10 protein-coding genes and 1 tRNA gene are annotated in these 15,143 nt (G+C 37.3%); 4 read left to right on the top strand and 7 right to left on the bottom strand.

From position 1 onward, the window contains the following. Positions 1–179 precede the first annotated feature (179 nt). From ACNQGX_RS05585 to ACNQGX_RS05560, 6 genes are all read right to left on the bottom strand, one after another. Positions 180–629, bottom strand: a complete 450-nt coding sequence (locus tag ACNQGX_RS05585) for an FKBP-type peptidyl-prolyl cis-trans isomerase (protein WP_417974804.1) — start codon at positions 627–629, stop codon at positions 180–182. A 102-nt stretch (positions 630–731) separates the two neighbouring features. Further along, a complete protein-coding gene (locus tag ACNQGX_RS05580; protein ID WP_417974802.1) occupies positions 732–2,087 on the bottom strand; it encodes a DUF5689 domain-containing protein in 1,356 nt (451 codons plus the stop codon). Between the two features lie 10 nt (positions 2,088–2,097). Further along, complete coding sequence (locus ACNQGX_RS05575; protein WP_417974800.1) at positions 2,098–4,935, bottom strand: carboxypeptidase-like regulatory domain-containing protein; 2,838 nt, start codon at positions 4,933–4,935, stop codon at positions 2,098–2,100. A 529-nt stretch (positions 4,936–5,464) separates the two neighbouring features. Then, positions 5,465–6,676 (bottom strand): MFS transporter, encoded by a 1,212-nt coding sequence (locus ACNQGX_RS05570; RefSeq protein ID WP_417974798.1) that lies wholly within the window; start codon positions 6,674–6,676, stop codon positions 5,465–5,467. A 194-nt stretch (positions 6,677–6,870) separates the two neighbouring features. Next, complete coding sequence (locus ACNQGX_RS05565) at positions 6,871–7,911, bottom strand: Gfo/Idh/MocA family oxidoreductase (RefSeq protein WP_417974796.1); 1,041 nt, start codon at positions 7,909–7,911, stop codon at positions 6,871–6,873. Positions 7,912–8,127: 216 nt separating this feature from the next. Then, on the bottom strand, positions 8,128–9,198 hold the full coding sequence (locus tag ACNQGX_RS05560) for an NADH:flavin oxidoreductase/NADH oxidase (RefSeq protein WP_417974794.1): 1,071 nt from the start codon (positions 9,196–9,198) through the stop codon (positions 8,128–8,130). Positions 9,199–9,397: 199 nt separating this feature from the next. On the opposite strand from ACNQGX_RS05560, the gene rseP reads away from it, so the two are divergent. The 4 genes from rseP (at position 9,398) to ACNQGX_RS05540 (ending at position 13,024) form a co-directional block, all read left to right on the top strand. Further along, a complete protein-coding gene (gene rseP, locus ACNQGX_RS05555; protein WP_417974791.1) occupies positions 9,398–10,741 on the top strand; it encodes an RIP metalloprotease RseP in 1,344 nt (447 codons plus the stop codon). A gap of 138 nt (positions 10,742–10,879) precedes the next feature. Beyond that, a tRNA-Asn gene (locus tag ACNQGX_RS05550) sits at positions 10,880–10,953 on the top strand. 499 nt (positions 10,954–11,452) lie between these two features. Next, entirely contained in the window at positions 11,453–12,577 is a 1,125-nt protein-coding gene (locus ACNQGX_RS05545; RefSeq protein WP_417974789.1) for a PQQ-dependent sugar dehydrogenase, read from the top strand. Positions 12,578–12,580: 3 nt separating this feature from the next. After that, the gene (locus ACNQGX_RS05540; protein ID WP_417974787.1) at positions 12,581–13,024 is read left to right on the top strand and encodes a c-type cytochrome; all 444 of its coding nucleotides are present in this window, start codon (positions 12,581–12,583) and stop codon (positions 13,022–13,024) included. A gap of 22 nt (positions 13,025–13,046) precedes the next feature. On the opposite strand, the gene ACNQGX_RS05535 is transcribed toward ACNQGX_RS05540, so the two are convergent. Beyond that, positions 13,047–15,125 (bottom strand): TonB-dependent receptor family protein, encoded by a 2,079-nt coding sequence (locus ACNQGX_RS05535; protein WP_417974785.1) that lies wholly within the window; start codon positions 15,123–15,125, stop codon positions 13,047–13,049. Positions 15,126–15,143: the final 18 nt, after the last annotated feature.

Here is a 15,143-nt window from a genome sequence, read left to right as displayed (position 1 = left end):
CCAATTAAAGGATAAAATTATTTATTTCAAATTTATATTTTTCAACTTGAATCCGACCAGTTTATGTGTAGTTATGGTATTTTGATCAAAAAAAAACAGGAGTTATCTCCAAAAATAGATAACTCCTGTTTTTTATGTAAGACACCCTAGGTTTCTAATACAATCCCTCAGCAATAAACCTAATTCACGGAAATAAGTTTGACCTCAAAAATAAGTACAGAACCTCCAGGAATTGGCCCCTTATCATCATTCCCATAGCCAAGATGAGCAGGTACCAAAAGGATACCACTTCCCCCTTCTTTAAAATAAGCGATACCTTCTGTCCAGCCTTTTATGACTTCTTGCAAGCTAAACGAAATACCTTCCGCTTTACTTTCATCAAATACAGATCCATTTGTAAAATAGCCTTTGTAAGCGACTGTTACATTAGAGTTTGCGGTAGGTTGTTTTCCATCACCTGCTTCATTAATCACATAATACAATCCTGAATCGCTTCTTTGGGCTGTTAAATTATTTTTTGCGATATATGCAATAATATCTTGTTCGTTTTTAGCGACATAATCGATTTCTTTGTCTTTTGAACAGGACATACAAAGAATTAAAGCTAGTACAAAAAGGATTTTTTTCATGATAAAATTTATTTAAAGAAGGCAAATATAATAAAAATGCGACTGTAGCTGCAGCGAAAATTATTTCTTCCCAAACTCCGAAAGCTTCCCTTTAATTAAAAATTATTTATCCCCAAAAACTTGGACATCATCTACTTGAAAAGCACCATCTAAAGCCAGGTTTTTCCCGGAACCTGTGTATTTAAAAGCGATATTGATTTTGCCATTATACGAAGATAAATCTACCCCGCCACTTCCAATAAATTGATACCAAGGTGTCGCTTGTTTGGGTAAATTAACAACTAACGGAATCCAAGTCGCTGTCGCCAAATTCAACCCGTCAAAATTAGTGGAAACATAAACTTCCAGAGAATTTAACTGGGAATCAACATCTAAATGATGTTGGGCCGCTCGAAAAGTCAAGACTTCTTTCGTGTGAACATCCATGTCTATTTTTGGAGAAATCAACCAAGCCACATTCGAAACGACTTTGGTTCCCGTAATATTAAATTCGGCATAACCGTTTCCGGAATAGACTGTGCCTTTCCAGAAAAGCGTCCCTTTCTGAACAATATTCGCCCAGCCCGGCAGACTCAAGTTCGACTTATCAACAACGGTTTCAAAATCTTCTGAGAAAAAAGGAATTGCTCTTGTTCCGGTCATCACAACATCTTTTTCGGAGCGCGGTAATAATTGGTAATCACTTCCGTATTTCGTCAAAATTCCTTTTACTTTTCCGCTTCCATTCGGCACTAATTTACCCGCAAAATCAGAAAAACTACTGGTTCTAAAATAGACTTGATTGCCTAATTTATCCATCAAACCCCAATTCGTCGCACCACCCACATTATTAGTTTCCTCAAAATAATGGCGGCCTATTGCGGCGGCTGTAAACTGAACATCAGACAATTCAACCAACGTATTTAAATTAGAATCATTCAGCAATTCTGACATCGAAATGGACCGAATCAACAAGTCCTCACTAACATTCGTACAGGAAGCATTCAACACTTTTTTATACTTATTTTGAGAAAGTCGCCCTACTCCGCCTTCATTATAAGAATTCACAAAAATGCTTCCTATACGCATCCCGCCAAATAAAATATCTGTGTATTGGTCTTTCAACTTTATATACACTTTATTGCCCAATCTGTAATCAATGTACAAATTTGTAGCATCCACGGGAACACTAAATCCTATGGCTGGTGTTGTGGCTGTTGCCAAAGTTTGAAAGGAAATCGACTTGAAAAAATTTCCCGATTCATCGCTGGAAACCACATATGCCTCGATTATATCATCGTATTTGTATTGTGTTACAATAGCATTCGCAGCAGCGTGAACTTCGCTAACTGCTTTATTGGTCACTAAATCCGGTTGTGTACAAATAAGTTTTGGTGCAGCAACCTCATCCGTTGCACAACTGCCGAATATAATTGTCAACAGCAAAAATAAAAAGGATTTGTAGAATGTTGATTTCATATGCTTTAATTTATAGATTGATATAAAGATTCACGAAATACGTTCTTCCGTATCCGTAGAAATATTTTGGTCCAAAAGAGGGCGTACCACTGGAAACATCCTGATTAATTTGTCTGAAATTAGCATTTCGGGCTTGTTCATAACCACCTGTTTTATAGGAAACATCAAGAACATTATTGATGCTGGCAAAAACCCCAACATTTTTTCCATAAATCAGCCATGATTTTCCACCCACGAGATTCAATAACATCGTTGGATCAAACTTTTCTTGTTTTAATAGTATTGCTGCCCGTTCTTCGGTCGCCTCCGGGAAATTGAAACCGCTTGCGGAATTTTTATAAAATATTTCGGTTCTCGAAATGGGAGAAATATCAATATAACTATTCGTGAGATAATTAACATTGGCGCTAATCCACCAATATTTTGGGTCTCTATATTCAATTCCCAGTGAGTACGCTCGTTGCGGCATTCCCGCTTGTTTGTAATTTTTTAGTGCGGCCGTTCCAAAATCAAAAACCGGACTGGTATTTTCCAAAGAAGCTTCGGCATCATTTGTCAAAGTCACTTTTGGATTACTGTCATACGTATATTCCCCAAAAGCCGCCGAGAAAGTAGTCTTGAAAGTTTGATTTAATTGGTATTCCAAACTGAACTCTCCACCCATATTCTTCTTATTCAACTGCGTTAACGTTTGACTGACAAAAGCATCGGTGTTTAAATAACCTGCGCCATCATCAAAAATTCCTTCGGCATAAAAAAAGGAAATTTGAGTCGCGTTTTTAATTAGTGCATAATAAGCCGTCAGTCTGGCTTTCAGTTTTGGGGAGCGATAGACATAACTGGCGTCCAAACTGTTTATATTTTCACTTTCCAGTCCGTCAACAATCGAATTATTCAATCGGGAATTAGCAAAAGTATTTCGTAAAGAAGGCGCTTTGGTCAAATGTGCCGCGTTAAAAGTCACCAACTGTTTTCCGGAGATTTTCAAATTGAATCCGGCTTTGAAGCCAAAATTTTCAAACGCTGCTTTCTCGCTTTTCCCGAAGGAATTGGTTTCGTAAATTCCGTTTTTGTACAAACCTTCCCTTTGATAATTGGCGCTTGAAAAATTCTGGGCCAGATAAAAATCCACTTTATTGTAGGTGAATTTAAATTGTGTGAACGCCTCTAAAGTATTGGCAAAATAATTATAGTTGTATCCGTACGTATCACCAACGACTACTTGTCGGTCTGGATTATTCAAATCAGACTGGGACTGATTCCCGCTGTAAAAAGCATCAATATCCTCAAAATAAGAACCACCGAGCAAATCCAACAATTTTTGAGAATTATGCGATTTTAATTTTTTGAATGACGCTCCCGCATTCAAAAATATATTTTCTGACAGTTGCGCACTCAAATTCGTTGTCGCCACAGCAGTTTGATCCTCTACTTGATCTTCATACAAAACATACTTACTTTTTGCCGGTTCATACCCCGAAATAGTTCCATTGGAATCAAAAACCGGGCTTTGATTGGCTTGATACATCGCTTTCCAATCGATTTGGGAATTGGCTAAAAACTGAGCTTTACTTTTTTCTGCATTTTCATAATCCGGAGTAAATGCTCCCGAAAATTCTCCGTTATCCGGCGCATAAAGTGAGCTGTAATAACTGGGCATTTTTCTGTAGTACGTTGGATCCGGACTGTTGGCATTTTGATAATCGATGTTGCTGTTGGCGATTTTTCCAAATTGATACATCACACTCGAATTCAGATTGGCTTTATCATTGATTTTAAAATAATGATTCAGCATAATCGTGGGTTCTTCAATCGTCTTTATGCGGGCGTTCCTTTTTTCACCGTCTTGAAAACCCCAATAGGAATTGTACTTCACATTGGTCAGTTGGGCTACTTCTGCTGTGTTTGGGGAGTTTTTAGCTCTGGAATTGGGCGTGTACATTGTCGTTAGATTCAACGAATGATTCTCGCTTAATTTTTTTTCGAGACTTATAAAAAAGGAATTTGCATCATAATTTGTTCCTTCAAAATATCCTTCTTGCGCCCAGCGTTTCCCTGCCGAAACTACAAAAGCCCAGCCTCGGTTATTCATTCCCGAAGCGTATGTTCCCATGGTGCGCCAACTGTAATTGGTATTGGTTCCTGAAAATGAAATTCTGGAACCGGGTCTGTAAATGGAAGCTCGGGTATTGATTTCCTGTGTTCCTAAAATTCCGCCAAAAGTATAATCAGAAGGTGTTGTTCCCAGCGTAAATTCCTGATTCCGGAGCGCGTCATTCAATCCGCCCCATTCACCCCATTGCGGTCTTCCGTCATAGATTTTATTCATGGAAACGCCATTGATCATCATGGTGGAATGCTCGCTGTCTAATCCCCGAACTCTAAAACGAGCTTGTCCCCAATTGAAAGCGGCGGCTTGCAAAAATGCATCCCGGGAGGATTGTAACAGTCCCGAAGTACTTTCGGAACTACTGTTGTCGTCGCTGAGATCGCTTTCGATAAGTGTTATTAAACTGCTTTGCTGTTCTGTGGATTGATCTTCTTCTAAAACTATGGTTCCTAAATCCAGCATCTTCCCTTTGATAATTTCTATAGGATACAAGGCATCTTTGAAACCCTGACTGTGAATAAGCAACAATACATTTCCTGTGGGAACCGTATCAAAACTGAAATTTCCATCGGTTTTGGTGAGTTGCATTAAAGTAGTATTTTGAATACTGACGACCACAAAACCTAACGGATTCTGCGTTTTGGACTCGATGACTTTCCCGAAAAATCCCGTATTATGTTGTGCTGTAACGCATCCTATTTGAACGATAAAGAAAAATGCAATGTGAAATTTATTCATATATTCAAATTATGATGATGGTATATAATTACTGAAATTTTGGTCGAGAGGATTTTTATTTTTTTTATTCCTAGCGAGAAGTTCAACCGCTAAAATTCCTTTTAACGGTTGAACAAAAAGCATAGAAAGCGTCATCCGAAATGGAATAACAACTTGAAAATAATTAAAACTGAATTTTGGAAAAGTGGTATAAACCTTAAATAATATAATGCTGAAGAAAGTGGTATTTAAAATTCAGCATACAATAAAAATCTTGCTTGAAAGAATTGTAATACTAAATGTACAAAAAAATACTAACTTATTGATTTTCAATGAAAATAATTTTATTAAATCTATTTTAGCAGCTTCCAATTGAAAAAGTTCTTAGAAAAAACAAACGGATTGAGTAGCCCCGATGGCAGCAAGTATCCTTTCCAGTCCTGAACTTGTTTCAGGATTCTGAAACAAGTTCAGGACTGGAAAGATACTGCGAACAGCGGGAAGAGGTGTTTTCATGGAAACGAAATATAGTGCTCCTAAAAATTTATATTTATTCGATTGCTTTGATTCTTGAGACCATAATTGCTATTAGAAATCCAAAGACTCCAATGAAAGCAAATGAAAATCTCAGGCTTGACAGTTCAGCGATGTAACCGATAATTGGCGGTCCCATAAGAAAACCTAAAAAACTGACGCTTGAAACTGTGGTTAAAGCTTCACTTGGGGAAACATTTGGATTCTTTCCTGCGATACTATACATTGTGGGTACAATGGTAGAAACGCCGAGCCCTACAAACATAAACGCAATGGTTGCGGGGATGACAAAGGGGAAAAATACGGCCGTAAAAAGCCCCCCCGAAATCATGATTCCGCTGATTTGCAAGACGGTTTTTCGACCAAACTTATGTATTAATCCATCACCAAAAAATCGTCCGCCAGCCATCATAATCATAAAAGAAGTGTATCCCAAAATGACTAATGGTCCTGGTGCTTTGATGACATCTTTGAAATAAACGCCGCTCCAGTCAAACATAACTCCTTCACTTGCCATGCAACAAAAACCAATTATACCAAGCCAAATTAAACCACTATCCGGTTTTGAAAAGAGTTTCTTCTTTTCTACTTTGATGGTTTCCTTTGCTTTTATTAAGAATTTATAATTAAAAGCAATCATCAAAAGTACCATTCCGGCAACGATTAAAAAATGTAGGTACGGACTAAGTTCTAAAGTCAGCATTCCTAAACCTACCAAAGCTCCCGTGAATCCGGCAAAACTCCACATTCCATGAAAAGAGGACATGATGGTTTTCTTGAAAAGGACTTCGGTATAAACACCTTGTGTATTGACCGCAATATTCGATAAATTACCAAAAATTCCAAATAAAAATAAGCCTAATGACAGTTGCCAAGCCTGAACAGCCAAGCCTAAATTAGTCAAACAAAAAACATAAAAAAGCAAGGATACTATCAGAATACGGTGGCTTCCAAAACGGGTGACCAATTTACCGGAAAAAGGCATCACTACGAGTTGTCCCAATGGTAACGCAAATAAAATACTGCCTAAATCACCTTCGCTTAACTGTAATGCGGTTTTAATATCCGGAATTCGGCTGGCCCAAGTGGCGAAACACAAACCCATGGCAAAATAAAACATGGATACTGCCCAACGGATTCGGTTCAAATAGGAAACCTTAGCGTTTTTATACGTTTTTTTGTATTTTGCTTTGGTTCTAAATCGGGATATAAAATTGAGATCGATCAAGATAATTTGGATTTTGAAATTTAATTTATCAAAATTACAAAAAGCAATCGTTCATCACGTCAAAACAACATATCTATCAAAAAATACAACGTTATTGTTTATAAAAAATACAGATTACTGCTTTTAGAAAGTGATAACCGCGAATTCGCTAATTCATTTTTTATACTTTCAAATTAGCGAATTTGCGGTTAATTTTACAAATCAATCCCTTTCTTCTCGGCACTGCTTTGAATCGCGGCTTCAATAATTTGCATCACATGAACTCCATCTAGTGCCGTTACCGGTTCAATAGTATCCTGTGTAATTGAATTATAAACGCCATCAAAAAAGTCATAATAATTCCCTTGAAGTGTTGGTATATTTTCAATTAAGACGTCATTATTAATCTCCGTATGAAGAATGCCTTCTTTACTCTTAGCTTCTTTACCCCAAGTGTCGAGGTTTGGTTTTTTTCCAAGTTTCAAATCGTCTTCCTGTACATCGCCACGTGCTTTCAGGAAAGATCCTTTTTTACCATGAACGACATACGCCGGAATGGCTTCGCGCACAAAAAATCCGGCTTTTAATCGGACGCGAAAATTGGAATAATACAGTAAAATATCAATGTAATCATCTACCAAGGAATGTTCCCGTGTGATGCGAATATCTGCAAAAACCGATTGAGGCAAACCAAACAAACACAAGGCCTGATCAATTAAATGAGGTCCTAAATCTTTCAGAATCCCAGCACCTGAATTGGCCGTTTCTTTGTGTTGTTTTGGACTCAAAAGCGGATTGTAGCGATCAAAATGAAATTCGGCTTCCACAATTTCGCCAAGGACATTATCCGAAATGATTTTTTGTACGGTTTTGAAATCGCTGTCCCATCTCCTATTTTGGAAAACGGCCAGTTTCAATCCTTTTTCTTTGGCCAAAGCCGCTAATTCCTGCGCTTGGGCAACAGTTGTGGTAAATGCTTTTTCGACCAAAGCATGTTTTCCGGCCAGCAACACTTTTTTGGCATATTCATAATGTGTTTCCACCGGAGTATTTACGACCACCAGATCAACATCATCTTCCAACAACTCTTCCATCGTGGCGTAACTTTTCACCGAAGGATAATCTTTATGGATTAATTTTTTACTTCGTTCCCAAGAACCAATCAGTTCAAATCCGGGATGGAAATTTAAAAAAGGAGCATGAAATACTTTTCCGGACATTCCGTAGGAAAGCAAAGCAGTTTTAATTTTTTGCATGGTATTATTTTATAAAAACACGAAATTATACTTTTTAATCTTAAGACTTATGTGGACTTATATTCCTTATATTTTTCAAAGTTTAACCACATGAAGGAATATAAGTTCATTGAAGAATTGGTTCTCGATACTTTTTTGTTCCGTTTCACTGCTCAAAATCCCGAAGCGTCGGGACGAACTGATGTATTAATCGATTCAGAAGATTTATCTAATAAACTATTTAATTTTGGCTCTTTCGTATTGTTTTGGCCATTGGATATCAGCCTGAAGTTCCTCGGCAAATTTCAATCCTAAATTTGGATTTCTAAGGGATTCTCTGGCAAATAACACTACATCTGCTTTTCCTGAAGCAACAATTTCCTCGGCTTGAACGGCTTCGGTGATTAAACCAACCGCGCCAGTTCTAATTCCGGTTTCCTTTTTTATACTTTCCGCAAAAGGAACTTGGTAATTTGGACCCAACGGAATTTGTTGGTGTGAAACTAATCCTCCCGAAGAAACATCAATCAAATCCACTCCTTTTTCTTTTAGTATTTTCGAAAGCTGTACTGATTCCTCCAAGTTCCATCCGCCTTCTGCCCAGTCCGTAGCCGAAATTCTAACGAATAAAGGCAAATTTTCCGGCCATTCTGATTGTACGGATTCTACCACTTCGATTGTCAAACGGATTCGGTTTTCGAAACTTCCTCCGAATTCATCGGTTCTGAAATTTGACAAAGGCGAAAGGAACTGATGCAACAAATATCCGTGAGCCGCATGGATTTCCAGTATTTGGAAACCCGCTTGAACGGCTCTTTTTGTGGCTGATCTAAAGTCGGAGATTACTTTTTGAATTCCCGTTTTATCTAATGCTATTGGTGTTTTTTCGTTGTCATGATATCCCACAGCACTTGGCGCTACGGTATCCCAACCCCCTTTTGTTTCATCTAATTTTCTACCTCCGTTCCATGGTGATGCGGCACTTGCTTTTCTTCCGGCATGCGCCAATTGGATTCCGGGAACTGAATTCTGGCTGACAATAAAACGATTAATCTGTTGCATTTTTTCGATATGTTCGTCTTTCCAAAGTCCTAAATCCTCTGGAGAAATTCTGCCTTCGGGAGAAACCGCAGTCGCTTCCTGAATGATTAATCCCGCTCCTCCGGTGGCACGACTTCCCAGATGTACGAGATGCCAATCATTGGCAAAGCCATCTTGAGCAGAATATTGGCACATGGGTGAAATAACAATTCTATTTTTAAGCAAAATGCTTTTTATTTGGAGTGGTGAAAATAATTGAGATGGCATACCTTTGATTTTAATATAATTTAAGTGAAAATAAAGGAAATATCCTTTTTAAAAAAGTAAAGTTAAGGGACAAGAGCCAAACGAGAGATTCAATATTCATTAATTAACAAACATTTAAAATGGTATGGAACAATTATTGTAAAATAAACAAATAGAAAACCTTACTTTTGTGAGTCATAAAAAGAACTAAAATTAAAAAATGGACATAGTTATCAAGCTTTCTCAATTTTTATTGAGCTTATCATTACTGATTATACTTCACGAATTAGGACATTTCATTCCTGCTAAACTGTTTAAAACCAGAGTCGAAAAATTCTACTTGTTTTTTGATGTTAAATATTCCCTTCTAAAAAAGAAAATTGGCGAAACTGAATACGGTATCGGTTGGTTGCCTTTGGGCGGTTATGTGAAAATTTCCGGAATGATTGACGAAAGTATGGACAAGGAACAAATGGCTTTGCCGCCGCAACCATGGGAATTTCGTTCTAAACCGGCTTGGCAACGTCTGATTATTATGTTGGGTGGAGTTACCGTGAATTTCATTTTGGCATTCATTATTTACATCGGAATGGCATTTGCTTATGGAGATACCTATATTGCTAATGAAGATTTGAAAGACGGTCTTTTGATCGAGAGTCCAGTTATGAATACTGCCGGATTCAAAACTGGCGATCACATTGTATCTGTAGATGGCGAAAAAATTGTCAAATTTGATAATGATCTTACTATAAAAGTTATCATGGCAAAAGAAGTGCTGATAGAAAGAGATGGAGCTCAGCAAGCTATCAAAATGCCTAATAATTTTGTGGACCAATTATCAAAACAGGGAAAAAGCACATTGCTGGATATCAGAAGACCTTTTGTTATAGGATCTGTTACTGATGGATCTAAAAACACTGCACTACAGCCAAAGGATTTAGTTATTGCCCTTAACGGACAAAAAATAAAATACTTTGACGAAGTAAAAGCAATTTTAGAGAACAATAAAAACAAAACCATTTCTGCAACTGTTCTTCGTGATCAAAAAGAAGAGCAACTTCAGGTTTTTGTAAACAAAGATGCAGCATTAGGTGTGCAATTAGGCGGATTAAGTATGGCTTCACTTGAAAAATCGGGCTACTACAAAGTAAGCAAGCAGGAATTTGGTTTCTTGGAATCCATTCCAGTAGGAATTACAAAAGGAAAAGATCAATTAGTAGGGTACGGAAAACAATTGAAAATGATTTTCAGTCCAAGTACGGGTGCTTACAAACAAGTAGGTGGTTTTAAAGCCATATTCGACATTTTCCCTAATACTTGGAGCTGGCAAGTTTTTTGGAACATCACCGCTTTGTTATCAATTATGCTTGGTGTAATGAACTTATTACCTATTCCGGCACTTGATGGTGGGCATGTAATGTTTTTATTATATGAAATCATCAGTGGTAAAAAACCAAGCGATAAATTCTTAGAAAATGCGCAAATGGTTGGTTTCGTATTACTTATAACACTGTTATTATTCGCTAACGGAAACGACATTTACAAGGCAATTGTAGGGAAGTAAAAAAAATTGAAAAAAGTTTTATTTTTGCTTGCAGAAATCAAATTAAGCCCTATCTTTGCACCGCTTTACAAGTGAAACACACCTCACTAATAAGCACCCAAAAACGTTCATTCAATACCAGAATAAAAATATACAGTTTCCTTCTTAGCTCAGTTGGTTAGAGCATCTGACTGTTAATCAGAGGGTCCTTGGTTCGAGCCCAAGAGAGGGAGCTTTTTAAAAAGACTTTACAGCAATGTAAGGTCTTTTTTGTTTTAAGTCTATAGCAAAATTACCACTTCACGATGTTTTATTAAAAAATGGAGATTTTGTCATTTGACACCTTTGACCCGTTTTTTGATAAAAAAAGGCAACCTATTCGGTACCCATATAAATTCTCGAGGTTTCCATTTTTAAAACTGAATCATTACACCAATTGTTTAACCCAAAATCAATTGGAAACATTCGAAACCCACATCAAAAAAATATTTTTCTTCCGATGAAATGAAAAAGTGGGTTCCTGACAACCAAAATTTAAATACTTTTTCGAAAGAAATCAAAAAAAACGTTTGCTCAGGAATAAATGTTCACTAAAACATCTGAAATACAGTGTCTAAATTACTCTATTCTGTTAATTTTCAGCAAGTTTTAAAAAAACACTTTCCTTTTTAATCCCTCTTTTACTATCTTTAAAAAAGATTTCAATCCAAACGGAACCCAAAAACGAAACTCATGAAAAAAACAACACTAGTCTCTCTTTTGATTCTTTCATTCCTTTCTTTCAGTTGCGAGTCACAAGTAAAACCAAACGAGGTTGTCATTAAAGACAAAGTAAAGAACTATACGCTCGAAACCGTAGTTTCAGATATTGCTATTCCATGGGGAATGACTTGGTTGCCTGACGGCACAATGTTGGTAACAGAAAAAAGTGGAATTCTATATCATATCAAAAATGGCATAAAAACCGAAATTAAAAATGTCCCCAAAGTATATTCAAGAGGACAAGGCGGATTGTTAGACATCGTTCTACATCCTGATTATGCTAAAAATGGCTGGATCTATATGACGTACGCTTCCGATGAAGGTGAGGGTGCCGGCGGCAACACTAAACTCATTCGAGCAAAATTACTTGACGGAAGTCTGAAACAAATTCAATCGCTTTATAAAGCCACTCCCAACACTACAAAAGGCCAGCATTTTGGTTCCCGAATTGTTTTTGACAACAGCGGCTATTTGTATTTCTCCGTAGGAGAACGTGGCAACCATCTCAGAAACCCGCAAGATATCAAACGGGATGGCGGAAAAATATACCGCTTAAATGACGATGGAAGCATTCCTAAAGACAATCCTTTTACAGGTCAGGCCGGAGCGAAAGAAGCCATTTACACCTATGGAAATCGCAATCCGCAAGGAATGGCAAAAAACCCGGTAACAGGAGCGATTTGGGCACATGAACACGGCCCCCAAGGTGGAGATGAAATCAACATCATAAAAAAAGGAGCCAATTACGGATGGCCAGTGGTTACCTATGGCATCGATTATGACGGAACAACCATTAGTAACGAAAACGAAAAACCAGGCATTGAAAAACCAATTTACTATTGGCTGCCTTCTATTGCTCCAAGCGGAATGACTTTTGTTACCAGCGACCGTTATCCAGATTGGAAAGGACACTTACTCATTGGATCCTTAAAATTTCAATATCTTGAACTAGTCAAATTGAAAGGCAATAAAGTTATCGGCAGACAAAAAATCGCCACTGACATTGGTCGTGTGCGTAATGTGGCACAAGGTCCGGACGGCTATATTTATATGGGCGTTGAAGGAAAAGGAATCATCAAAATCATACCTAATTAATCGATGCTGACAACGAAATTATTTTTGGGATTTGGAGTGTTTGTATTGGGAGGCTTCTCTTTCGAAAACCCATTTCCCCAAGACAACTATATTGACGTGAATACCGAAACCACTGTTGTTTCAAAATTTCAGACACCCGGAAAAGAAATATATGCTGATTTTTGCATGCAATGTCATGGTGCAAACGGCAAAGGAGACACTAAGAACTTTCCTCCTCTTGACGGTTCTGACTGGCTGAAAAACAAAAGAAACCAAAGTATTGCTGCTGTGAAATTTGGACAAAGTGGCGAAATTGTTGTCAACAAAATGAAGTATAACAGCAGCATGCCACCCATGGGACTTTCTGATCAGGAAGTCGCGGACGTGATGAATTATGTCATGACTTCTTGGGGCAATAAACAAACCAAAATTATTACCGAGAAGGAAGTAGCAGCCATTAAAAAATAAAATTAGGATTTGGAATTCTTATCTAAAAAACATAGGATACCGAAAAACCTCCATAAAAATTTACGGGATTTCCCGGATAAAAATAGCGTGGAGCGGCTGTACCAAAACCTACGGCGTTAGGCAAAATGTTAGCTGCATATTTAGTGTCCAATGCATTATTTATACCGGCATTCAACTCTGTTTTTAGGATTTTAAGGATCGTAAAAACATACGTCGTTTTAATATCAAGCAACGAATAACGTTCACTGTATTTTGTATTGGAATCATTTAACGGAATTTTACCCATCGTTCGAAAAGAGGTGTTGATACTAAATCCGTTTTTTGTGTTTAAATCCACTCCAAAATTAAATTGTTTTTCGGGAACGCCCGTAAGTTGGTTTCCCGAATAATTCGCATCACCATCCAAAAATTCTTTGAATTTAAAATTATTCACCGCTCCTGAAAAATAAGGCGTAATTTGAAGTTGGGTCAATTCCAAAAGTTTATAATTAACCAAGAATTCCAACCCCGCATGCGAACTGCTGCCTGCATTAATCCCTACAAATTGATCATTGGCGGTGCGTCTGGCTACCAATAAATTTTTAATTTGTGTGGTATAAAAAGTTACTTCCGTGTATACTTTATTTTTAAGCCAATTTCCTTTGAAACCCAATTCATAATTCCAACCAATTTCTGGTTTCAAATCGGTATTTATTTGACCCTCGGGAGTCAATGTTTCAGCAACTGAAGGAACCGAAAATCCTTTGCTGACCGACGTGAATATATTTTTTCCATTACTTACTTTATACGACAAACCAACTCTTGGCGAAAAAACATTTCCAAAAGTAAATGGCATCTTTTGACCTCCAGAATTATTTTCGAAAACATCTTCTAACGAATATTTGGTTGTGTTTAATGCCACTCCAGTTTCCAGATGCAGCTTTTCTGAAACCCAAAGTTCCATTTGTAAAAAATAATTGATATAATTTCGATTTTGTTTGATGGAACTGAACTCGTCGCCTTTTATACTTCCTTGACCCGGTTGTGATTTGTATTCGTTTTCAAATAATGAATATTGATATTTTTCCGTTAATAATTCGGTGCCAAAACTCAGTTCAAATGGCAAAGAAAACAATCGGTTTTTATAATTTACATTGTAACGAAAACCCGTAGCACTTGTTTTTTCATCCAAAATATCAAACGGCCTGGGTTCGTACGCGTCTTTAAAATTAGAAAAAACACTGGTTTGTATAGACCATTTCTCAGAAAATTGATGGTCGTATCCTAATCCGAGCATGAATTTATCATAGGACTCAAAACCTTGTGCCGCTTCCCATGTACTGGCTGCTTTTTCAGGATTATTTTTTAAATCAGTCTCATTGATAGAACTTGGAATAAAAGCTTTCAAGCGAGTGAAAGTTCCCAAAAATGACAAACTGCCGTTGGGCGCCATTTTTTGTTTGCCGTGGAGATTAAATGATTTTCTGTTATAAGAACTGTTAGCCCTAAATCCGTCGCTTTCTAAATCCGTATAACTTGTGTATACATTTGTTTTAGAATCGCTGTATCCTGCCGATAGACGCTGCTGCAACAACGCAAAACTTCCAGAAGTGATCGTTGATTTTCCAAACGATTCCAACAAAGGTGTTTCTCTTGAAAAAAGCTGAATTACACCGCCCAAACCAGAACCAAAACTAGTGGAATTTGGCCCTTTTATAATTTCTATTTTTTCGATTGATGCCAAATCAATATCGTCAATCGTAGTTTCGCCTTCACCGGAACTCAATGGAATCCCATCAAAATACGCTTTTATTTTGTTAGTTCCATATTGAGATCGGGCGCCAATGCCACGAATAGTAATCCTATTGGTATTCAAAGCGCCTTGTTGCATCGTAACGCCAGGGATTTTGTTTAAAACCGGAGTCAGTATAATTCCATCACTTTTATTGATGTCAGCTGTAGTAATCAATGAAACGGAAGAAGCAGTGTTTTGAAGTACATTCTTGATAGGCGAACCCTTCAAAGTGACTTCTGAAAGTGCAATCGTATCTTTTTTTATTTGTCCAAAAACAACAGTAGCACTAAATAAAAAAAGAAGGAAAGAAAGGGATTTTTTGAACAATTGTTTGGTATTTAGGTG

It is taken from the genome of Flavobacterium glycogeni, assembly GCF_048286775.1.
In the GTDB taxonomy this organism is placed as follows: domain Bacteria; phylum Bacteroidota; class Bacteroidia; order Flavobacteriales; family Flavobacteriaceae; genus Flavobacterium.
The sequence above is the reverse complement of the archived record's forward strand: the minus strand, read 5'-3'. Positions and strand labels throughout refer to the sequence as shown.